The sequence below is a fragment of the Sinorhizobium sp. BJ1 genome (assembly GCF_002531555.1).
GTDB lineage: Bacteria > Pseudomonadota > Alphaproteobacteria > Rhizobiales > Rhizobiaceae > Sinorhizobium > Sinorhizobium fredii_B.
This window is the reverse complement of the sequence record NZ_NWTH01000004.1, coordinates 74,937-94,832: the sequence shown is the minus strand read 5'-3', so window position 1 is coordinate 94,832 and position 19,896 is coordinate 74,937. Positions and strand designations below refer to the sequence as shown.

Here is a 19,896-nt window from a genome sequence, read left to right as displayed (position 1 = left end):
GGAAAACAGCTTGGCAAGCAGACGCTAAATAACTGTAAATTGTACTAGTATGATAATTCGCCTCGGAATGTTTGACCGTGAGGTCCCCTCTCAGGCATGCCCGGCGGCGATGATATCGCTGTCGATAGCGCTCAGAGCCCGGTCGACATGGCCGTCGAAGACAAGCCGCTGCTCGTCGCCGACCACGGTGATCTCCGGCAGGCCTTCGAGGCGCACCTGCAGCGATTGCGCAAGCCCCTCCTCCACGCCCTTCTGGAGGAGATCGAAGTAGCGCGTCCCCTGACCCGTGACGAAGATCGGCATCGGCTCGTAGAGACTCAAGAGGCGGGAAATGCCGTTGCCGAGCGCGATGCCAGCCTGGCGGAAGGCATAGCCGGGCATGCGCTGGCCCTGCCGCGCACCGGCGGCGATCTTGTCCATTTCGGCAAGCGGCACGAATTTCGCCGGGATCGCATCGGACGGCACCTCGAAGGCGGCGCGCAGGATGCCGTAGAAGCCGGCGGCAGCTTCGATGCAGCCAAAGGAGCCGCAGCGACAGAGCCCGGCGGACGCGGCGTGCAGCATGTGACCGAAATTCGGCGCGGAAACGTCGAGTTCGCCCGACCGACCCTTTCTGGCAAGGCCGAGACCGATGCTGTGGCCGAGCGAGATGGCCGCCAGCCCCTTGAAAGCCTCGCCCTTCTCCTCCGCTTTGGCCGCCAGCGCCTGGGCGACGAGCAAAGTCTCGGTGCTGAGCATGATCCGGGCGCACCAGTCGTCACCGAGCAGCTTCACGAAATCGAGCTCCTCACTGCCGAAGACCGGCGACCAGAGGAGCCTCGCACCGTCGCCCGCTACCAGCCCCTTGCTGCTGATGGAAATGGCAAGCACCCGGGCCTTCGCGATGCGCGTGCGCTGCAGCAGACGCTCGAGCGCCGCGACGCAAACCTGTCCGAAGGCCGCCGTGCCGCCGGCGTTGCGGCCGCGCGCCTCCTCGAAGCGATCGAGCAGCACGCCGCCATAATCGGCGAGCGAATATTGGACGATGTCGGAGGAGATGCGCACGATGATCACGTAGCTGCAGTCCCGTCGCGGCGCAAAAAGGACGCGCGGCCGGCCCCGGCCGCCCTGCACATGCTGCTCGGTCTTGGCGATCGTCCCCGATCGCTCCAGTTCCGCCGTGATGACCGAGATGGTCGCCGAGGCGAGACCGGTCTGCTCGGCGATTTCCGTGTGGGAGAGCGGACCCCTTCGCCGAAGCGCCGAAAGCACCAGGGCGCTGTTTTGCTGACGCACGACTTCGGTGCTGGATTTGGTCAGCATTTACACGTCCCTGGCCTTGGCGGATTGCGCGATCACCTGCCCTCTCAAAGCACCTGTTGAATGGCGAAACAAGGCCTTGTTGACAGCCTTCTAAAACTCTGACATTTATTTTCTCGACTGTCGAGAAAAAAGCCGTGCAGGAGCGGCGGCGAGGTTTGCGACAGCAATTCACGGCTCGTTGGGGATGCGTGCGGGAGGTTCGTGCGCGCGGCGTAGCCACTTGGGAGGATAGAATGAAATCCATTTTGAAGCTGATGGCAGGGGCTGCCATCATCGCGTCCATGCATTCCGCAGCGGTCGCCAAGGACCTCGTCGTCGGCGTTTCCTGGTCGAACTTCCAGGAAGAGCGCTGGAAAACCGACGAGGCGGCCATCAAGGCAGCACTTGAAGCCTCCGGCGACAAATATATTTCCGCTGACGCACAGTCTTCGGCTGCCAAGCAACTCACCGACATCGAATCGCTGATCGCCCAGGGCGCCAACGCGCTGATCGTGCTGGCGCAGGATTCCGACGCGATCGCCCCGGCGATCGAAAAGGCCACCGCCGAGGGCATTCCGGTCGTCGGCTACGACCGCCTGATCGAGAACCCGGCCGCCTTCTACATCACCTTCGACAACAAGGAAGTGGGCCGCATGCAGGCCCGCGAAGTGTTCAAGGCGAAGCCTGAGGGCAACTTCGTCTTCATCAAGGGCTCCTCCTCCGATCCGAACGCCGACTTCCTCTTCTCCGGTCAGATGGAAGTGCTGAAGGAAGCCGTCGACGCCGGCAAGGTCAAGAATGTCGGCGAGGCCTATACGGATGGCTGGAAGCCGGAGAACGCCCAGAAGAACATGGAACAGTTCCTGACCGCCAACGACAACAAGGTCGACGCGGTCGTCGCCTCCAACGACGGCACCGCCGGCGGCGCGATCGCAGCGCTTGACGCGCAGGGCCTTGCCGGCTCGGTTCCGGTCTCCGGCCAGGACGCCGACAAGGCGGCACTGAACCGTGTTGCGCTCGGCACGCAGACCGTTTCGGTCTGGAAGGACTCGCGCGAACTCGGCAAGCGCGCCGCCGAGATCGCCGCCGAACTGGCAAGCGGCAAGAAGATGGAAGAAGTCGCCGGCGTGAGCACCTTCAACGGCGGACCGAAGGGCGTCGCCATGCAGTCGGTCTTCCTCGCACCGCTGCCGATCACCAAGGACAACCTGAACGTCGTCATCGAGGCCGGCTGGATTTCCAAGGAAGAAGCCTGCCAGGGCGTCAAGGGTGACATCGCCGCGTGCAAGTAAGCCGCAGCGACCGGGCTAAGCTCTAAATTGTCGAGAGCGCCGCAACGCACCCCGTTGCGGCGCTTGCGCAAGGTGCGAGGCGGACCGACAGGCCGCACCGAAGCAATCCAATGAGCGATCGATGCCCGTCGCCGTCACCGGACTTGTCGCGTCCACCGGCTTTTTGTGCCATCGACGCGACGACATCGAACACATGAGTGGGGGAAGGCATGTCCATGGCCGACATCACACAAGTCAACCAGACACAGGGCAACCAGACACAGGGCGCGCATGCGAACCGCGCCCGGACGGCGGACGAAAACCCGGTGAAACGCTTCTTCCGCGCCACCGAAATCGACACCCGGCTGCTCGGCATGGTCGGCGCGCTCATCATCATATGGCTCGGCTTCCAGGTGATGACCGGCGGGCTGTTCCTGACGCCGCGCAACCTGTGGAACCTGACGGTCCAGACCTCATCCGTCGCCGTGATGGCGACCGGCATGGTGCTGATCATCGTCACCCGCAACATCGACCTTTCGGTCGGCTCCGTGCTCGGCTTCTGCGGCATGACCATGGGCGTTCTGCAGGCGCAGGTCCTGCCGCAATATCTCGGGCTCGGTCACCCCGCCATCTGGGCGATTACCCTGGCCTGCGGCATCGCGGTCGGCGGCGCCATCGGCGCGTTTCAGGGATCGATCATCGCCTTCCTCAACGTTCCCGCCTTCATCGTGACGCTTGGCGGCCTGCTCGTCTGGCGCGGCGCTACCTGGTTCGTGACGAGCGGCCAGACGGTTGCGCCGATGGACGCCACCTTCCGCCTCATGGGCGGCGGCACCGAGGGGTCGATCGGCGCCACGGCGAGCTGGATCGTCGGCGGTCTCGCCTGCATCGCCATCGTCGGCGCCATCCTCAATTCGCGCAAACAGCGCAAGCGCTTCGGCTTCCCGTTGCGTCCCGTCTGGGCGGAGTATTTCCTGGCAATCCTTGGCTGCGTCCTGGTGCTTGGCGCGATTGCGGTTGCCAACCACTATTACTGGCCGGTCAACATTGCCCGCAAATATGCCGATGCCAACGGCATCGCCTGGCCCGACGGCGGCCTGCAGATCTCGCACGGAATCGCCATTCCCGTGCTGGTCGCCGTTGCCGTCGGCATCGCCATGACCTTCATCGCCACCCGCCTCCGCTTCGGCCGTTACGTCTTCGCGCTCGGCGGCAACCCCGAAGCGGCTGAACTCGCCGGCATCAAGACGCGTTGGGTCACCGTCAAGATCTTCATGCTGATGGGCGTGCTCTGCGCGATCGCCGCGGCGATCTCGACGGCGCGTCTCAACGCGGCCACCAATGCGCAAGGGGAACTCGACGAGCTCTACACGATCGCCGCGGCCGTCATCGGCGGCACCTCGCTCGGCGGCGGTGTCGGGACCGTAGCCGGCGCCATGATCGGCGCGCTCGTCATGCAGTCACTGCAATCGGGCATGGTGCTGCTCGGCATCGACTCGCCGTTCCAGCGCATCGTCGTCGGTGTGGTCCTCGTCGTCGCCGTCTGGCTCGACACCGTCTACCGCGCCCGCGCCAAGTAAGAAGGAGTTCGAACGATGACTGAACACCGCACTCCGCTCGTGGAAATGAAGAACATTTCCATCTCCTTCGGCGGCATCCATGCCGTGGACAATGCCTCCGTCGATCTCTACCCCGGCGAGGTCGTGGCCCTGCTCGGCCACAACGGCGCCGGCAAGTCGACGCTGATCAAGATTCTCTCCGGCGCCTACCGGCGCGATGCCGGCGAGATCCTGATCAATGGTGAAGCGGCCGACATCCACAATCCGCGCGACGCCAAGAAATACGGCATCGAGACGATCTACCAGACCCTCGCCGTCGCCGACAATGTCGATGCCGCCGCCAATCTCTATCTCGGCCGGGAACTCCGCACCCCCTGGGGAACGCTCGACGACGTGGCGATGGAGGCGAAGGCGCGCGAGGTGATGGGCCGCCTCAACCCCAACTTCCAGCGCTTCAAGGAACCGGTGAAGGCGCTCTCCGGCGGCCAGCGGCAATCGGTGGCGATCGCCCGCGCCATCCTCTTCAACGCCCGCATCCTGATCATGGACGAGCCGACGGCAGCACTCGGGCCGCAGGAGACGGCCCAGGTCGGCGAACTCATCAAGCAGTTGAAGCGCGAGGGCATCGGCATCTTCCTGATCAGCCACGACATCCACGATGTCTTCGACCTCGCCGACCGCGTCTCGGTGATGAAGAACGGCCAGGTCGTCGGCCACGCCCGCACCGAGGACGTCACCAAGGACGAGGTGCTCGGCATGATCATCATGGGTAAGGTACCGGCCAAGGCGATCCCCGGCCCCGGCGCCATGCAGATGGCTTGAACAATCGTCACGCGCTGTGCATAAGCGATGCCGCATCCCCGGATGCGGCATTTTTCTTGACCCGCGCGCGATGCGCCGCGACCACAGCCGCGAAGCGGAAAGCGCGTTTCCCCCACAATCTCTTGCAATTGACCATTGAAGCGGCACGCAAGCTAGGCTAAGAACCGCTACAGCCTGCTTCGGCGGCCCTGCCGCCAACGGATGCACCCGTAGCTCAGCTGGATAGAGTGTTGGATTCCGATTCCAAAGGTCACAGGTTCGAATCCTGTCGGGTGCGCCATTTTACTTCTGTCCGACCCGGAGATAGGTAACATCATCTTTTCCAGATGGTTGCCACGCTCGACAGCTTCCGCGACTCCCTGGAGGATCTGGGTGGTGGCTTGGGCGTTACCGACCCGGTGTCAGGGCCGGTTGTCTTTTCGATAAAATAGAGGCCGGAGGGCTTGGAAGCGATCCGCGCAATTCGGGCGCGAGTCCGAAGCCATTGTGATCGGAAGGTCTCAGCTCTTGTATAAGACGTGCGCCACCACGGGATGCTCGATGCCCTTGAGCTTGAAGGCGCGCGTTTGTGTGCCGGCCATCCGTTCCGGCGCCTGCGCCGCAGCTTCGACCGAGACCAATATCTCGCCTGCAGCAGCTTGGGATTCAAGCCTTGCGGCCAGATTGACCGCACTGCCAATTGCCGTGAAGTCGCTGCGGAAGGTTGAGAACTCGCCAATCTCGACCTGACCGGTATGAACCCCGACGCCGACGCCGAGCGCCTCGACCGAAGCTTCATCGATGCGCAAGTCCAGGCTCTTGAGAGCCGACGTGCAAGCTCGCTGAATATCGAGTGCTGCCGCGACGGCGGCGTCAGCATGATGCTTGATCTTGATCGGAAAGTTGAAGATCGCCATCAGGCCGTCGCCCATCTGCTTGTTGACGATTCCGTCGTGACCCCAGACCGCCTGAGCACATCGATCCTGGAAGACGCTGACGATTTCACTCAAAGTTACCGGGTCCATCCGCTCCGAGAGGTTAGTGAAACCGCGGATGTCGGCGAACAGTATGGTGGCGGTGGCAGAGATATGGCGCTGCTTCTTGACGTATCGAAAGGAACGCTCGCAGATCGTGCAGATATTCGGGTTCATCTTGCTCCGGGTGATGCCGAAAGCACGAAACGGAAGCGCAAGCGGGCCCCGAATCGGGATTGGCATGTGCATCTGATCCCAGCAGCCACGGCAGATGCGAGCGGTCGATTCCATCTGAACGATTCTCCAGGCTTGTTCGGCAAGTTTCGGCTAGCACTGGTGTGATGGCCGTCTGCTTCGTTTGTGCGATCCGTACACCTAGGCCGATGAGCTCCCTCCCCGATTCTTCTCCAGCCACGCCTTCAGCGCAACCGCATTGTTGTGGCTCTCATCCCGTGCCGCATAAAGCAGCGTCACCGGGCCTCCTCTGAGCTGTTCGCGCAGTTCTTCCAGCGACGCCTGTGCCGCCTCGCCTTCAAGCTCCTCGGCATAGGCGTCGCAAAACGCATCCCAATCCTCCGGCTTGCCATGAAACCGCTTGCGCAGCGCGTCGCTCGGGGCGATGTCCTTCAGCCAGAGGTCGATCCGCGCCTTGTCCTTGGCCATGCCGCGCGGCCATAGGCGGTCGACGAGAATGCGAGTGCCGTCCGACGCTTCCGGCGCCTCGTAGACGCGCTTCAACTTCAGTGATGCCATCCGATCCCCGCAAGCATTCCGGGCGGGCCATCACCACCCCCGGAACAGGACAAACTTAGCGGACCTCCACTAGTTGTGGAAGTACGTCTGAATTTCTTCGGGCGTGACCTTGCCGTCGCGGTTGACGTCCACCTTGTCGAAGATCCGCTTGTGGATGGTGCTGATCTCCTCGAAGGAAAGCGCGCCGTCATTGTCCGCGTCGGTGATGGCGAACATGATCTTCATCATCTGCCGGTGCATCCCTCCGCGCATCCGCATCCGCTCGCGCATGCGATCCCCGCGCCGGCCATCGCGCATTCCGTCGCCGCGGTCCATATCCGGTCGATCCGCTTGCGCGTCCTGGTCCTGGTCCTGGTCGGGCGTTTGCCCGGCCGGTGGAACCGGTGCGGGCGTCTGCGCGGCAGCGAAGCTCGCTGGGCTGACGATCATCAGCGCGGCAAGGGCGGCCACTATTGGCAATCGCATCGATGACATGGCATTCCTCCTTTTCGATGCAGGCCCGACGGACTTACGGTACGGTTTCGCACCCGGTGGCGGCGTCGCCCGTGTCGCTCACCGCCCGCCAGGCGGCGACAATGGCATCCGCCGCCATTTCTCCGGCGCTGTCATCGGTCAGCCACGAGATGACCGAAACACGCATTACCTTTCGCCCACGCCAGTTCGCGCCGCCGGCGAAGCAGACGCCGTCGGCCTGCAGCCTCTCGACAGTCCGTTGCGTCAGCCGGTCGGCCTCCTCGTCCGCTCGGCCCGCGCCGAAGCGGACCATGAACTGGTTGAGCACGACCTCGTTCAGAATGGCGATCCCTTCTTCGCCGCGCAGACGATCGGCCATCTGACGGGCGATCCGGCAATGACGCTCGACCATCGCCGCAATGCCCCTTCGGCCGAGATGCTTGATCATCGCCCAGGTGGCGAAGCCACGGGCGCGGCGCGAAAGCTCCGGCACGAAATGGCTGGGGTCCCGCTCGCCCTCATGGCTTGGCGGCAGATAGCTCGCCGCGATCGTCATCGCACGGCGATGGGCGTCCGCGTCACGGATGATGGCATAGCCGCAATCATAGGGCGTCTGCAGCCATTTGTGGCCGTCCGTCGCCCAGGAATCGGCTTCATCAACGCCCTCGGCCAGCACCCGCTTCCGGGCACTGGCGCAGGCCCAGAGCCCGAAGGCGCCATCGACATGGACCCAGGCGCCGATGCGCCTGGCGATCGGCATGAGTGCGGCGAAATCGTCGAAGGCGCCGGTGTTGATCTGCCCGGCCTGCAGGATGATTATCGATGGGCCGGAGACCCTGGCCGCCGCCTCGCCGAAATCCGATGTGCTGATGCAGCCCATCTCGTCGGTCTTCAGGCGAGTGACGCGGTCGTGTCCGAAGCCGAGAAACTGCAGTGCCGAGAAGACCGTCGCGTGCGCGTCGTCGCCGATCAGCACGGTGACCGGCGGCGCGCCGAAAAGACCTTGCGCTTCGGCGTCCCAGCCGACGCGCCTCAGGACCTCGCCGCGCGCCGCGGCAAGGCAGACGAAGTTCGCCACTGTCGCGCCGGTCGCGAAGCCGACGGAACTTTCCCGCGGCAGGTCGAGAAGGTCGAGCAACCAGCCGGCGGCGACGGCTTCGCTTGCCGCCGCAGCCGGTGCGGCATGATGGTTGCCGGCGTTCTGGCCCCAGGCGCTGGTCATCCAGTCTGCCGCCACCCCGACCGGATGCGAGCCGCCGATCACCCAGCCGAAAAACCGCGATCCCGTCATGGCGTGAAGGCCGGGCTCCGCTTTGGCGGCAAGCGCATCGATCACCTCGGGGCCGGACGCCCCCTCCTCCGGAACCGGCTCGCGGAACGCCTCCAGCGAGCCGAGATAGGAGACCTGCGGCCTTTGCTGACGATCAGACATTGTGTCGCGGAACCGCGCGGCATGATCTGCCGCGCGGCGAAAAAGGTCATGGACAGATCCGTCATCCATGCGGCGCCTCTCCTCCAACTGTGGGTCACGCGCCGCGCGTGACCCATGCGCCCATCAATGAACTCGGGTCCCGTTCACGCCGCACCGCGCAGGCCGGTCGGACGGACGTTCTGGTTCATCCGGAACAGGTTCTGAGGATCGTAGCGGTCCTTGACCTCGACCAGACGCCGGTAGTTGCCGCCATAGGCCGCCTCGACCCGGTCGACTTCGTCCTCGGGCATGAAGTTGATGTAAGCAGTGCCGGCGGCATGCGGCTTGGCAGCCTCGAAGAGCCGTCGCGCCCATTCGGTGCAGGCCCGGTCCATTTGCGGTTCTTGCCAGCGGGCGTGAACATTCATGATGAAATGTGAATTGCGCTGCGGGAAGGCGGTCTCCTCCACTGCGACACGGCCGGCGGCCCCGCCGACATGGGCGATGAAGATCTCGCATTCCGGCCCCGGCAATTGTCGGACGGCATCGAGCAGGATGCCGATCGTCTGATCGGAAAGCTCCATGAAATCATGGCTCTTCCAGTAGTTGCGGGCGCCAGGCGCGAGCAGCGGATCGAAGGCCTGCTGCCAGGCGACAAAGGGAACGGGACCGACGACATCGGCGATAGGCTCACCGATGGAACGCAGGTCTGCGGTTGGCTTCTCGCCTGCTTCGGGGTCGCCGCAATAGCACATGGCCAGCAGCAGAACCTCCCTGCCGTGCCACTCGGCAGGAAGGAAGGGCAAGGGCGGCGCCTGCCGCATCACGGCCCAGCAGGTGAGTTCGTCCGGTGCGGTCTCAAGCGCCTGCCGGTATTGCTTGAGCACACTTTCCGCTTCGGCGAAGGGATGCACGACCAGCCCCGCGACAACGTCCGGGCCAAGTTCATTGAGCGCGAATTCGAAGGCCGTGACGACGCCGAAATTGCCGCCACCGCCGCGGAGCGCCCAGAAGAGGTCGCGGTGTTCCGTCGGGCTGGCACGCACCAGCTCGCCGCTCGCCGTCACCACATCGGCCGAAAGCAGGCTGTCGATCGTCAGACCGAATTTGCGCGCGGTCCAGCCGAAGCCGCCGCCGAGCGTCAGGCCGGCGATGCCGGTTGTCGAGTTGATGCCGGTCGGCAGCACCAGGCGGAAAGCCTGGGTTTCCTTGTCGACGTCGGCCAGCGGCGCGCCGGGCTCGACCCAGGCCCGTTTCGTCGTCTGGTCGACGCGCACCGATCTCATCGGCGAGAGATCGATCATCAGGCCGCCGTCACAGACGGCATTGCCGGCGATGTTGTGACCGCCGCCACGCACGGAAACCAGCAACTGGTTCTCCGCCGCGAAGCGAACCGCATTGATGACGTCGGAGGCGCCGGCGGCGCTGACGATCAGGCCGGGCCGGCGGTCGATCGTCGCGTTCCAGATGGTGCGCGCCTCGTCATAGGCCGGGTCGCGCGCGTCCAGCACTCGGCCGCGCAACCTCCCCGCGAGAGCCTCGATGGCCGCGGCGCTGATCGTTGTCTTTCCTGCTTGCAGATCGGTGAGGCTCATATCGTTCATGATTCGATCCTCCCTCGTGAACCATGCCCCAGCGGGCGGCATTCTGCGCCTTTGCCGGGCGGTCGGCAAGCGACGCCGGCCGCCGCGACCTATACTCCTTTGGGGTTAGCCGGCGGCAGCGCGGCACCGCGATTGTTGCAATCGTCCAGAAAATGCTCCAATGAAACGCGGGCTCAGCGGAGTGCGAGGCCACGCAAGGAAGCAGCTTTGGAGAGTCAGCTTTGGGCATGAAGGTCGTCATTCTCGCCGGCGGATACGGCACCCGCATCTCCGAGGAAAGCCACCTCCGACCGAAGCCGATGATCGAGATCGGCGGACGCCCTATCCTCTGGCACATCATGAAGATCTACAGCCACTACGGCTTTTCCGATTTCGTGATCTGTCTCGGCTACCGCGGCTACATGATCAAGGAGTATTTCTCCAACTACATCCTGCACTTGTCCGACGTCACCTTCGACATGACGACGGGCGAGACGATCTACCACTCGAGCAAGGCTGAACCCTGGCGAGTGACCCTCGTGGACACAGGGCCCGAGTCCATGACCGGTGGACGCCTGAAGCGCGTCGGCAGCTATCTCGGCGACACCTTCTGCCTCACCTATGGTGACGGGGTGGCCGACATCGACATCCGCGCGCTCACCGATTTCCATCTCCATCACGGCCGCGAGGCGACGGTCACCAGCGTCGTGCCGCCGGGACGCTACGGAGCGCTGGCGATCGAGTCCGGCCAGGTCAAAAGCTTCACCGAAAAACCGGCCGGCGACAACGGCCGCATCAATGGCGGCTTCTTCGTGCTGAACCGTTCCGTGCTCGACCGCATCGGCGGCGACCACGTCGCTTTCGAAAGCGCGCCGCTGGAAGGACTGGCGCGCGACGGTGAGCTGATGGCCTTCCCGCATGACGGCTTCTGGCGTCCGATGGATACGCTGCGCGACAAGAACCAGCTCGAGGAACTCTGGCAGCAGAACCGCGCACCCTGGAAGCTCTGGTCATGAGCCGCCTGCCCGATCCGGATTTCTGGGCGGAGAAGCGCGTCCTTCTGACCGGCCATACCGGCTTCAAGGGCAGCTGGGCGGGCCTCTGGCTCGAGAAGATGGGCGCTGAGGTCACCGGCTATGCCCTGCCCCCCGCATCCGACCCATCGCTTCATGCGCTTCTGCATGCGGGCGGCCTGCCGGACGGGCAGTTCGGCGACATCCGCGACGGCGAGACGCTCGCCGCGATCACGCGCAAGAGCGAGCCGGAGATCATCCTGCACATGGCGGCCCAGCCGCTGGTGCGCGAGAGCTATGCGACGCCCGCCGAGACTTTCGACGTCAACGTTATGGGCACGATCCGCCTGCTCGAGGCGGCACGCGCCGTGCCTTCGGTGAAGACAATTCTCGTCGTGACCACCGACAAGGTCTATCGCAACGACGAGAGCGGACGGCATTTCCAGGAAGGCGACACGCTCGGCGGTCACGATCCCTATTCTGGCTCGAAGGCCGCCTGCGAGGTCGCGGTGGCGACCTGGCGCAGCGCCTATTTCAACGAACGTGGCATCCGCGTCGCCACCGCTCGCGGCGGCAATGTGATCGGCGGCGGCGACTTTTCCGCCGACCGGCTCGTTCCGGACATCGTCCGCGCCGCCCTTTCCGGCACCAGGCTCAATATCCGCAGCCCGTTTGCGACGCGTCCCTGGCAGCACGTGCTCGATTGCCTGAACGGCTATTTGCTCTTTGCCGAAGCGCTCTGCAAGAACGCAGGCGATATCGACGCCCTGAACTTCGGCCCCTCGCCCGGCGAGCCGCAGATCCCTGTGCGCGATGTGGCGAGTGCCATTCAGGCCGCAATGGGCCTCTCTCGCGAATGGGACGACGTCTCATCGCTGAAGCAGCCCCGCGAGATGCAGACGCTCGGCCTCGACCCGGCGCTCGCCGGCGAGAGACTGGCCTGGCGCGCGCGCTTGACGCAAAGCGAGGCGATAGAATGGACGGCCCAATGGTACGACGGCTGGCGCCGGGGCAAAGCTCCGCTCGAGCTGACGCTTGACCAGATCGAAGCATTCACGAAAGGCGATTGACCACCATGACTCACTCCTGCCGCTTCTGCTCGACCCCGCTTGCAACCGTCGTTGCGGACCTTGGCGCGACACCCTGGTCGAACTCGTTTCTCGAGCCGACCGAGGAAGCGGTCGCACGGGAGAAGGCATTTCCGCTGAAAGTGATGGTCTGTTCGGAATGCCTGCTCGTTCAGACCACCGAGACGGTGCCGGCCGACGAAATCTTCAACGCTGACTACCACTATCTGTCGTCCTTCTCGACGAGCTGGCTGGACCACTCCCGGCGCTATGCAGAGAAGATGACCGAGCGCTTCGGTCTGGACAGCACGTCGCAGGTCGTCGAGGTCGCCTCGAACGACGGATATCTGCTGCAATATTTCGCCGCGAAGCAAATTCCCGTGCTCGGCATCGAGCCGGCCGGCAATGCCGCAAAGATTGCGGAAGGCCGTAACGTCCCGACCCATGTCGCCTTCTTCGGCCGCGACACGGCGACTGAACTGGTCGGCCGGGGCATCCGAGCCGACTTGACGGCCGCCAACAATGTGCTCGCCCATGTGCCGGACATTGCCGACTTCGTCAGCGGATTCGCTATTCTTCTAAAAGCCGACGGTGTCGCGACGTTCGAGTTCCCGCACCTGTTGCGGCTGATCGAGGGCATCCAGTTCGATACGATCTATCACGAGCACTACTCCTATCTCTCGCTCGTCGCCGTCGAACGGATCTTCGCCGCCTGCGGGCTTAAGGTGTTCGACGTCGAAGAGATACCTACCCATGGCGGCTCGCTGCGCGTCTATGCCCAACCGCTGACCGGCACTCGGGCCGAGACAAGCGGGCTCGTCAAGGTACGGGCCGATGAGGCAAGAGCCGAGCTCACCGAAATGGCGACCTATACCGCCTTCGGCGAACGGATCGCTGCCGTTTGCGAGGGTTTCCGCGCTTTCCTGCGAGACGCCAAGAACGAAGGCAAGCGGGTGGCCGCCTATGGCGCCGCCGCCAAGGGCAACACGTTTCTGAATGTCTGCGGCGTGACCGCGGCCGACATCGACTTCATCGTCGACCGCAATGACCTGAAGCAGGGCAAGCTCTCGCCCGGCAGCCATATCGCGATCCACGAGCCGGCCAGGCTCGAGACTGAGAAGCCCGATTACGTCGTCATCCTGCCCTGGAACCTGACCGACGAGATCGTCAGGGCGAACGACCATATTCGCACCTGGGGCGGCCGCTTCGTCGTTGCCATACCGGACGTGCGGGTGATTTGACCTTTCAGACGCCAATGGAAAAAGGGGCGCTCGCATTCGCGAACGCCCCTTAGACCTTGAGACCCGCTCCGCTGCCGATTAGCGATCGAGCCTTTTCAGGAAACCGTCCGGCGCAACGGTGACCATCAGCTTGTTCTGAACCGACCGGTCGATCTCGAATTCCGGGTGGGATTCGAGATAGCTGTGCACCGCGGTTTTCGGATTGTCGCCGACGTCCCAGGGGCGATCCTCGAAGAAGCCGGCGGGCATGTCCTCCACCAGCGTGTCGAACACGACGCAGTAGCAGCCTGGAGTGACCAGCGGCGCATAGGCCTCCAGCTCGGCAAGCACATGCGCGTGGGTGTGCATGGAATCGAGGCAGACCATGACGCGCTCGTAGCCTGCCGACGCCTCACGGACCTGTTTCACGACGTCGGTATCGATGGCTGAACCCTGGAACATCTGGATGCGGCTTGCCATCGGATGGGCTTCGATCGCCGCGCGATTATGGGCGCGAATGTCAATATCGACGCCGATCACCTTGCGCTTTGAATGGCTCGGATCGAACGAAACGCCCGTCTCGATCGCGTCGCACATGTCGAGCATGGCGAGCAGCGAGGCGCTGAGGATCAGCGAGCCTCCATGGGCGATCCCGGTCTCGATCACCAGATCGGGACGCGTTGCCCAGATCAGTTCCTGCATCGCCACGATATCCTGCGGATACTGGATGATCGGACGGCCGAGCCAATCGAAATTATAGACGTAGCGCTTCGCCATCGAGGCTTCGCGCCATTGGTCGGAAAGCGCCTGGAATTCGCCGTCGCGGCGATAGCCGTCAATCGCGGCTGCCCGTTCGGCGCGGAATTGTTCGATAGGGTCCATGTCCGGTCCTGTCTTCATGTGGAAGGCCGCGGATCGAGATTCGGCTCCGATCCGCTCATGCCCAGGATTTCAGAAATGCGCTCTAGCACAGGTGTGGCCGCAAAAGCGAATTCCTCTTTCACCCGCCCGTTGAAGATCGGTGCAAGAGAAACGGCCGGCGCCTTGTCGTTGACGGCAAGGGTGCATGTGGTCCGCGATTGAATTGCCGCACACCATTCCGCATGACTGGTCTGCCTGCCGCTCGCCACGTTATAGACCGAGTGCCGCCCTTGCTGGGCGATCCGGAGCAGCAGATCGACGGCGTCGTCGATCCAGATATAGTCCTTGCTGGACTCGAGCGCCGTCTGAAGCTGGATGTGCCCCGCGCTGGCCTCTCGGCACAGCGCCCCGAGGAACGTATCCGCCTGTGCTTCATCGGGACCGACGACGTTTGACAGCCGCGCCACCCGCACGTTCTGGCGCCCAGAGGCGAGACAGAGCGCCTCCCCCGTCAACTTCGAAAGATTGTAGAGGTCCGATGGATTGAGCGGCGACGCCGACAGAAGGGCAGTTTCGCGCGTGTCCTGACCATTGGTATAGACGCGCGTCGATGAAAGATAGAGGAAAGAGGAAAACGCGTTCTGGCGCAGCACGTCCGCCGCGAGCGAAACGTGGGCCTCGATCGTGTCGAACGGCCGGGTGCGAAAATCGGCGGTCAGGCCGATAGCATAGATCACATGGCCGAGGTCCTGGCCTGCGAGCGGCAAGTCGGCACGGCCGGGTGCATTGACGACCTGTCCGAGTTCGCGCAACCGCCGCACCAGATTGCGCCCGATGAAACCGGAACCGCCGAGAACCGTGAACATCACGACCTCTCGCCGAGCCGGCGCAGCGGATTGCCGCCGCAGATCGCATAGGCCTCGACCTCGCCGCGCACGATCGAGCCTGCGGCAATGACGCACCCCTTTCGAAGGATGGCGCCGTCGAGGATCACCGAATTCGCCCCGATCCAGACGTCCTCCTCGACAACGATGCCGCCGCGGCTCGGCTCGAAGCCTTGCTCGCGGATCGAACGGTCCTTGTCCTTGAAGGCGTGGTTGACCGGCGCAAAGGTGCAATTGGCGGCGATCAGCACATTGTCGGCGATGCTTATGCCGTTGCCCGTGTAGAAGACGCAGCCGCTGTTGATATAGCAGAAACGGCCGATCTCGAGGTCGCCAAAACCGCCGGCCGGCTTGATCTTGACGAAGCTGTCGATGACGGAGGCCTCGCCCACAACGATCCGGGTCCCGCGAACGGAATCCTCGATGTCGCTAAGCGGGCTGATCCTCGCCGTCGGGTGCAGGTCGATCATGGTGGCTCCAAAGTCGTCCGGCATTCTTTTCCAGTTAGCGCTTGCCGCGTCAACGCTTGATCGTGCAAGAAGCGCTCCGGGAAATTGCATCCTTGGGGAATGTCATGTCGCGCTTCAATCGCCTCTCCACGCCGCTTCCGGGCCTGATCGTCATCGAGCGAAAGCAGGCCGGCGACGAGCGCGGCTTCTTCTCGCGCTTCTTCTGCCGCGACGAGCTGCGTGATTTCGGAGCTGACGGATCCATCGCGCAGATCAATCACACTTTGACGCGCAACGAGGGGGCGATCCGCGGCATGCATTTCCAGCGGCCGCCCCATGACGAGACGAAATTCGTCTCCTGCCTGTCCGGCGCTGTCTTCGATGTCGCCGTCGACCTCCGGCCGGATTCGCCCACCTATCTCAAATGGCATGGCGAAATCCTGAGCGCGGAAAACGCCCGCTCGATGATGATCCCCGGCGGCTTCGCCCACGGCTTCCAGACGCTGGCAGAGGACTGCGAGCTTCTCTACCTGCACGACAAGGCTTACGCGCCGGACGCCGAAGGCGGGCTCAACCCGCTCGATCCGCGCCTCGCAATCGCCTGGCCGCTCGCGGTGACCCAGATGTCGGAGCGCGACCGCGCTTTCGGCTTGCTCTGATCGGAAGCGGATGTCGTTACCCTGCCCTGCCGGGCAGAGGGGTTCCTCGGCCTCGCATCGATCCAACCAGAGGGTTTACGCCGTCTTTCGCCGGAACCCTTTGCTGGCCACCATCAGATTGCGCGTATAGTCCTCGGCAATGCGGCCCGCGACGAGGTCCGCCGAAGTGAGCCGCTCGACCACACGCCCCACCTGCATCACGGCAAGGCGGTCGCACATATGGGTGACGACTCCGAGGTCGTGGCTGACCATGAGGAAAGTCAGCTTGCGGTCGCGGCGCACCTGTTCGAGAAGATTCAGCACCTCGGCTTGTACCGACGCATCGAGCGCCGAGGTTGGCTCGTCGAGCAGCAGGATCGAAGGTTCGAGGATCAGCGCCCGGGCGATTGCGACACGCTGGCGCTGACCCCCGGAAAGCTGATGCGGATAGCGGAAGCGGAAGCCCGAGCCGAGGCCCACTTCGTCGAGCGCCTTCAGGATGCGGCGTTCGCCGTCACTGATGCCGTGGATCGCCAGCGGCTCCATCAACTGCCGGTCGATGGTCTGGCGCGGATGCAGCGAACCATAGGGATCCTGAAACACCATCTGCACCGCGCGGTAGAACGCCTTGTCGCGACGCGCGCCGCGAAGCTCGCGCCCCTGGACGCGGATCGCACCCTTGCTGACCGGGGCAAGCCCGGCGAGCGCCCGGAGCAGCGTCGATTTGCCCGAGCCGGACTCGCCGACGAGACCGAAGGATTCGCCGGCGTCCACGTCTATGCTGGCGGCGTCGAGCGCCCTGAAGTCGTCATAGACGACGCTGAGATTTTGAACGGAAATAGTCGCCGTCATAGGGCCCACTCCGGCTTGCGGTCGAGAACGGGCAAGGGATGGCGATCGGCACCGATCACCGGCATGCAGTTCAACAGCCCCTGGGTATAAGGATGCCTGGCGTTGGCGAGTTCCGTGGCAGCGATTTCCTCGACGATCCTGCCGGCATACATGACGAGTACACGATCGCAGAAGGACGAGACGAGCCTCAAGTCGTGCGAGACGAAGATCAGCCCCATGCCGCGCTCGGCGACCAGCTTGTCGAGAATCGACAGCACCTCGAGTTGCACCGTTACGTCGAGGGCTGAGGTCGGTTCATCGGCGATCAGGAGCTCCGGCCCGGCGACCAGCATCATGGCGATCATCGCCCGCTGGCCCATGCCGCCCGAGACCTCGTGCGGATAGAGATCGAAGACGCGCGCGGGATCGCGGATCTGCACCGCCGCCAGCATGTCGAGCGCCCGCTTGCGCGCCTGCGCACGGCCGATCTTCTCATGGCGTTGCAGCGTCTCGACGATCTGCCGGCCGATGCTCATCACCGGGTTCAGCGAGTATTTCGGATCCTGCAGGATCATGGCGATGCGCTTGCCGCGAAGATCGCGCCGCAGCTTCGGTGGCGCCGAGATGAGGTCGATGCCGTCAAAGGCGAGCCGCTTCGCCGTCACTTCCGCATGTGGCGGAGTCAGGCCCATGATCGCCCTGCCCGTCTGCGACTTGCCGGAGCCGCTCTCGCCGACGATGCCCAGACGCTCGCGTCCGAGCGTGAAGGAAACGCCGCGCACCGCCTCGACGACACCGGTGCGGGTCGGGAAGCGGACGCGCAGATCTTCGACAGTCAATAGCGTGCTCATTGGCCGCTCTCCCGCGGATCGAGCGCGTCGCGCAAGCCGTCGCCGAGCAGGTTGAAGCCGAGGCTGACGATCAGGATGGCAACGCCGGGCATGGTCGCGACCCACCATTGATCGAGGATGAAGCGGCGGCCGGAAGCGATCATCGCACCCCATTCGGGGAGCGGCGGCTGCGCACCGAGGCCGAGAAAGCCAAGGCCTGCCGCCGTCAGGATGATGCCGGCCATGTCGAGGGTGACGCGCACGATCAGCGACGACATGCACATCGGCATCACGTGGCGGAATACGATGCGCGCCGGCGAGGCGCCCATCAGGCGGACGGCGGCGATATAGTCGGAGTTGCGCACCGTCAGCGTCTCGGCGCGGGCGATGCGCGCATAGGGCGGCCAGGAGGTGATCGCGATGGCGATAACGGCGTTTTCGATGCCGGGCCCGAGCGCCGCGACGAAGGCGAGCGCCAGCACAAGTTTCGGAAAGGCGAGGAAGATGTCGGTGATGCGCATCAGGATCGCATCGATCCAGCCGCCGGCGTAGCCGGCGACGGCGCCGACGATCAGGCCGACGGGCGCCGCGATGACGGCGACGAGAACGACGACGGCGAGCGTCAGCCGCGAACCGTGGATCAGCCGCGACAGGATGTCCCTGCCCTGGTCGTCGGTCCCGAGCAGGTAGCCCTCGCTGCCGGGCGGCAGCAGCCGCGCGCCGGCGAGATTGCCGATATAGGGCGAATGCGGCGCGAGGAAATCGGCGAATGCGGCGACGAAGCACAGGCCCAAGAGAATTAGAAGCCCGACCACAGCGAGGCGGTTCGCCGAGAAGCGGCGCCAGGTCATGTAGGCGCGGCCGAGGCGCGCCTGCAGCCGCGACTGCGGCCGGTCGGAGAGCAGCCATTCGCGGCGCGTCATGGGGCGAGTTTCCGTGGCAAGGCTCATCGGGCACGCGTCCTCGGGTCAAGCGTCCGGTAAAGCAGGTCGGACAGGAGATTGATGCCGATGAAGACCGAACCGATGATGAGCGTTCCGCCGAGAACGGCGTTCATGTCGGCATTCTGCAGCGAATTGGTAATGTAGAGGCCGAGCCCCGGCCAGGAAAAGACGGTCTCGGTCAGCACCGAGCCTTCAAGCAGCCCTGCATAGGAAAGCGCGATCACCGTGACTAGCGGCACCGCCGCGTTGCGCAGCGCATGGCCCCAGATGATCCGCGCCTCCGATAACCCCTTGGCGCGAGCCGCGACGATGTATTCCTGCTGCAACTCGTTGAGCATGAAGCTGCGGGTCATCCGGCTGATATAGGCGAGTGAGAAATAGCCGAGCAGCGAGGCCGGCAGGATGATGTGACGGAAGACGTCGCGGAAGACGTCCCACTGCCTCTGCCAGAGCGCGTCGATGAGGTAGAAGCCGGTGGTCGGCGAGAAGGTATATTCGTAGACGATGTCGATGCGGCCGGGATAGGCGACCCATCGCAGCCGCGCATAGAAGACCAGCAGTGCCAGCAGCGCCAGCCAGAAGATCGGCACGGAATAGCCGACGAGGCCGATGACGCGGACGATCTGGTCGGCAATGCTGCCGCGCTTGACCGCCGCAAGGACGCCGAGGGGAACGCCGATCAGGGCGCCGATCAGCGTGCCGAGCGTTGCAAGCTCGATCGTCGCGGGGAAAACGCGGCGGATATCGGTCATCACCGGATTGGTCGTCAGCACGGAGACCCCGAAGTCGCCGGAGAGCGCCTGCCGGCAGTAGATGAAGAATTGCTCATAGAGCGGCAGGTTGAGCCCCATTGCCTCGCGGGTCCGTTCGACCACATGGGAGGGTGCCCGATCCCCCAGCACAGCGAGCACCGGATCGATCGGTATCACCCGGCCGATGAAGAAGGTGACGGCAAGAAGGCCGAGATAGGTGGTCGCCACGACGACGAGAAACTGCAGCGCCGTGGCAATCGCCCTGCGGGAACGGGCGCGCCGGCGCCCGCTCATTCGCACTATATCGCTCATGCTCAAGGG

20 protein-coding genes, 1 tRNA gene and 1 pseudogene are annotated in these 19,896 nt (G+C 64.2%); 9 read left to right on the top strand and 13 right to left on the bottom strand.

Annotated elements, in window-relative coordinates:
- Window positions 1-90 precede the first annotated feature (90 nt).
- Complete coding sequence (locus CO676_RS06580; protein ID WP_097520022.1) at window positions 91-1,302, bottom strand: ROK family protein; 1,212 nt, start codon at window positions 1,300-1,302, stop codon at window positions 91-93.
- A gap of 233 nt (window positions 1,303-1,535) precedes the next feature.
- Between CO676_RS06580 and xylF the strand changes: the two genes are divergently transcribed.
- The 5 genes and pseudogenes from xylF to CO676_RS35940 form a co-directional block, all read left to right on the top strand.
- Window positions 1,536-2,573, top strand: a complete 1,038-nt coding sequence (gene xylF / locus CO676_RS06575; protein WP_097520021.1) for a D-xylose ABC transporter substrate-binding protein — start codon at window positions 1,536-1,538, stop codon at window positions 2,571-2,573.
- A gap of 215 nt (window positions 2,574-2,788) precedes the next feature.
- Window positions 2,789-4,132 carry a sugar ABC transporter permease gene (locus tag CO676_RS06570; RefSeq protein WP_179875419.1) on the top strand — a complete coding sequence of 448 codons (1,344 nt, stop codon included), beginning with the start codon at window positions 2,789-2,791 and terminating at the stop codon, window positions 4,130-4,132.
- Between the two features lie 15 nt (window positions 4,133-4,147).
- Window positions 4,148-4,933 carry an ATP-binding cassette domain-containing protein gene (locus tag CO676_RS06565; RefSeq protein ID WP_097520019.1) on the top strand — a complete coding sequence of 262 codons (786 nt, stop codon included), beginning with the start codon at window positions 4,148-4,150 and terminating at the stop codon, window positions 4,931-4,933.
- A 203-nt stretch (window positions 4,934-5,136) separates the two neighbouring features.
- Window positions 5,137-5,213 (top strand) — tRNA-Arg (locus tag CO676_RS06560).
- Between the two features lie 43 nt (window positions 5,214-5,256).
- Window positions 5,257-5,364, top strand: a pseudogene (locus tag CO676_RS35940) (DUF718 domain-containing protein); the annotation flags it as partial.
- A gap of 69 nt (window positions 5,365-5,433) precedes the next feature.
- Here the strand turns inward: CO676_RS35940 and CO676_RS06550 are convergent.
- The 5 genes from CO676_RS06550 to CO676_RS06530 all read right to left on the bottom strand — a co-directional run bounded on the left by CO676_RS06550 (window position 5,434) and on the right by CO676_RS06530 (window position 10,107).
- The gene (locus CO676_RS06550) at window positions 5,434-6,177 is read right to left on the bottom strand and encodes an adenylate/guanylate cyclase domain-containing protein (protein WP_097520018.1); all 744 of its coding nucleotides are present in this window, start codon (window positions 6,175-6,177) and stop codon (window positions 5,434-5,436) included.
- Window positions 6,178-6,261: 84 nt separating this feature from the next.
- Window positions 6,262-6,639 carry a DUF488 domain-containing protein gene (locus CO676_RS06545; protein WP_097520017.1) on the bottom strand — a complete coding sequence of 126 codons (378 nt, stop codon included), beginning with the start codon at window positions 6,637-6,639 and terminating at the stop codon, window positions 6,262-6,264.
- 69 nt (window positions 6,640-6,708) lie between these two features.
- Window positions 6,709-7,113 (bottom strand): EF-hand domain-containing protein, encoded by a 405-nt coding sequence (locus CO676_RS06540; RefSeq protein ID WP_097520016.1) that lies wholly within the window; start codon window positions 7,111-7,113, stop codon window positions 6,709-6,711.
- 34 nt (window positions 7,114-7,147) lie between these two features.
- A complete protein-coding gene (locus CO676_RS06535; protein WP_097520015.1) occupies window positions 7,148-8,593 on the bottom strand; it encodes an aspartate aminotransferase family protein in 1,446 nt (481 codons plus the stop codon).
- Window positions 8,594-8,667: 74 nt separating this feature from the next.
- Window positions 8,668-10,107, bottom strand: coding sequence for an FAD-binding oxidoreductase (locus CO676_RS06530; RefSeq protein ID WP_097520014.1), 1,440 nt, complete (start codon window positions 10,105-10,107; stop codon window positions 8,668-8,670).
- Window positions 10,108-10,334: 227 nt separating this feature from the next.
- Between CO676_RS06530 and rfbF the strand changes: the two genes are divergently transcribed.
- The 3 genes from rfbF to CO676_RS06515 are packed head-to-tail and all read left to right on the top strand — an operon-like array spanning window position 10,335 to window position 13,407.
- Window positions 10,335-11,102 carry a glucose-1-phosphate cytidylyltransferase gene (gene rfbF / locus CO676_RS06525; RefSeq protein WP_041414584.1) on the top strand — a complete coding sequence of 256 codons (768 nt, stop codon included), beginning with the start codon at window positions 10,335-10,337 and terminating at the stop codon, window positions 11,100-11,102.
- On the top strand, window positions 11,099-12,169 hold the full coding sequence (gene rfbG, locus CO676_RS06520; RefSeq protein WP_097520013.1) for a CDP-glucose 4,6-dehydratase: 1,071 nt from the start codon (window positions 11,099-11,101) through the stop codon (window positions 12,167-12,169). The genes rfbF and rfbG overlap by 4 nt, the downstream gene beginning before the upstream one ends.
- A gap of 5 nt (window positions 12,170-12,174) precedes the next feature.
- Window positions 12,175-13,407, top strand: a complete 1,233-nt coding sequence (locus CO676_RS06515) for a class I SAM-dependent methyltransferase (RefSeq protein WP_097520012.1) — start codon at window positions 12,175-12,177, stop codon at window positions 13,405-13,407.
- 78 nt (window positions 13,408-13,485) lie between these two features.
- On the opposite strand, the gene CO676_RS06510 is transcribed toward CO676_RS06515, so the two are convergent.
- Genes CO676_RS06510 through CO676_RS06500 form a run of 3 tightly spaced genes read right to left on the bottom strand, consistent with a single transcriptional unit; the run spans window position 13,486 to window position 15,601 of the window.
- Entirely contained in the window at window positions 13,486-14,268 is a 783-nt protein-coding gene (locus CO676_RS06510) for a cephalosporin hydroxylase family protein (RefSeq protein ID WP_097520011.1), read from the bottom strand.
- A gap of 14 nt (window positions 14,269-14,282) precedes the next feature.
- Entirely contained in the window at window positions 14,283-15,113 is an 831-nt protein-coding gene (locus CO676_RS06505) for an SDR family oxidoreductase (RefSeq protein WP_097520010.1), read from the bottom strand.
- A complete protein-coding gene (locus CO676_RS06500; protein WP_097520318.1) occupies window positions 15,113-15,601 on the bottom strand; it encodes an acyltransferase in 489 nt (162 codons plus the stop codon). Before CO676_RS06500 ends, CO676_RS06505 begins: the two co-directional genes overlap by 1 nt.
- A 104-nt stretch (window positions 15,602-15,705) precedes the next feature.
- Here CO676_RS06500 and rfbC point away from each other — a divergent pair, with 104 nt between their 5' ends.
- Window positions 15,706-16,239, top strand: a complete 534-nt coding sequence (rfbC, locus tag CO676_RS06495; RefSeq protein WP_041414585.1) for a dTDP-4-dehydrorhamnose 3,5-epimerase — start codon at window positions 15,706-15,708, stop codon at window positions 16,237-16,239.
- Between the two features lie 75 nt (window positions 16,240-16,314).
- On the opposite strand, the gene CO676_RS06490 is transcribed toward rfbC, so the two are convergent.
- From CO676_RS06490 to CO676_RS06475, 4 genes are read right to left on the bottom strand one after another with little or no spacing between them, the layout of a single operon-like run.
- Complete coding sequence (locus tag CO676_RS06490) at window positions 16,315-17,070, bottom strand: ABC transporter ATP-binding protein (RefSeq protein WP_097520009.1); 756 nt, start codon at window positions 17,068-17,070, stop codon at window positions 16,315-16,317.
- Entirely contained in the window at window positions 17,067-17,900 is an 834-nt protein-coding gene (locus tag CO676_RS06485; RefSeq protein ID WP_097520008.1) for an ABC transporter ATP-binding protein, read from the bottom strand. The genes CO676_RS06490 and CO676_RS06485 overlap by 4 nt, the downstream gene beginning before the upstream one ends.
- Window positions 17,897-18,829: a nickel transporter permease gene (gene nikC / locus CO676_RS06480; RefSeq protein WP_097520007.1), complete on the bottom strand. Its 933-nt coding sequence runs from the start codon at window positions 18,827-18,829 to the stop codon at window positions 17,897-17,899. The genes CO676_RS06485 and nikC overlap by 4 nt, the downstream gene beginning before the upstream one ends.
- Window positions 18,826-19,869 (bottom strand): ABC transporter permease, encoded by a 1,044-nt coding sequence (locus tag CO676_RS06475; RefSeq protein ID WP_097520006.1) that lies wholly within the window; start codon window positions 19,867-19,869, stop codon window positions 18,826-18,828. The genes nikC and CO676_RS06475 overlap by 4 nt, the downstream gene beginning before the upstream one ends.
- Window positions 19,870-19,896: the final 27 nt, after the last annotated feature.

What these genes read in the sequence shown, in the direction of transcription:
- rfbC (WP_041414585.1), top strand. Translation starts at nt 15,706, where the DNA reads ATGTCGCGCTTCAATCGCCTCTCCACGCCGCTTCCGGGCCTGATCGTC.
- CO676_RS06475 (WP_097520006.1), bottom strand. Translation starts at nt 19,869, where the DNA reads ATGAGCGGGCGCCGGCGCGCCCGTTCCCGCAGGGCGATTGCCACGGCG.
- CO676_RS06580 (WP_097520022.1), bottom strand. Translation starts at nt 1,302, where the DNA reads ATGCTGACCAAATCCAGCACCGAAGTCGTGCGTCAGCAAAACAGCGCC.
- CO676_RS06490 (WP_097520009.1), bottom strand. Translation starts at nt 17,070, where the DNA reads ATGACGGCGACTATTTCCGTTCAAAATCTCAGCGTCGTCTATGACGAC.
- CO676_RS06570 (WP_179875419.1), top strand. Translation starts at nt 2,789, where the DNA reads ATGGCCGACATCACACAAGTCAACCAGACACAGGGCAACCAGACACAG.
- CO676_RS06515 (WP_097520012.1), top strand. Translation starts at nt 12,175, where the DNA reads ATGACTCACTCCTGCCGCTTCTGCTCGACCCCGCTTGCAACCGTCGTT.
- CO676_RS06540 (WP_097520016.1), bottom strand. Translation starts at nt 7,113, where the DNA reads ATGTCATCGATGCGATTGCCAATAGTGGCCGCCCTTGCCGCGCTGATG.
- CO676_RS06485 (WP_097520008.1), bottom strand. Translation starts at nt 17,900, where the DNA reads ATGAGCACGCTATTGACTGTCGAAGATCTGCGCGTCCGCTTCCCGACC.
- CO676_RS06530 (WP_097520014.1), bottom strand. Translation starts at nt 10,107, where the DNA reads ATGAACGATATGAGCCTCACCGATCTGCAAGCAGGAAAGACAACGATC.
- CO676_RS06500 (WP_097520318.1), bottom strand. Translation starts at nt 15,601, where the DNA reads ATGATCGACCTGCACCCGACGGCGAGGATCAGCCCGCTTAGCGACATC.
- CO676_RS06565 (WP_097520019.1), top strand. Translation starts at nt 4,148, where the DNA reads ATGACTGAACACCGCACTCCGCTCGTGGAAATGAAGAACATTTCCATC.
- CO676_RS06510 (WP_097520011.1), bottom strand. Translation starts at nt 14,268, where the DNA reads ATGGACCCTATCGAACAATTCCGCGCCGAACGGGCAGCCGCGATTGAC.
- CO676_RS06505 (WP_097520010.1), bottom strand. Translation starts at nt 15,113, where the DNA reads ATGTTCACGGTTCTCGGCGGTTCCGGTTTCATCGGGCGCAATCTGGTG.
- rfbF (WP_041414584.1), top strand. Translation starts at nt 10,335, where the DNA reads ATGAAGGTCGTCATTCTCGCCGGCGGATACGGCACCCGCATCTCCGAG.
- CO676_RS06550 (WP_097520018.1), bottom strand. Translation starts at nt 6,177, where the DNA reads ATGGAATCGACCGCTCGCATCTGCCGTGGCTGCTGGGATCAGATGCAC.
- CO676_RS06545 (WP_097520017.1), bottom strand. Translation starts at nt 6,639, where the DNA reads ATGGCATCACTGAAGTTGAAGCGCGTCTACGAGGCGCCGGAAGCGTCG.
- rfbG (WP_097520013.1), top strand. Translation starts at nt 11,099, where the DNA reads ATGAGCCGCCTGCCCGATCCGGATTTCTGGGCGGAGAAGCGCGTCCTT.
- CO676_RS06535 (WP_097520015.1), bottom strand. Translation starts at nt 8,593, where the DNA reads ATGGATGACGGATCTGTCCATGACCTTTTTCGCCGCGCGGCAGATCAT.
- xylF (WP_097520021.1), top strand. Translation starts at nt 1,536, where the DNA reads ATGAAATCCATTTTGAAGCTGATGGCAGGGGCTGCCATCATCGCGTCC.
- nikC (WP_097520007.1), bottom strand. Translation starts at nt 18,829, where the DNA reads ATGAGCCTTGCCACGGAAACTCGCCCCATGACGCGCCGCGAATGGCTG.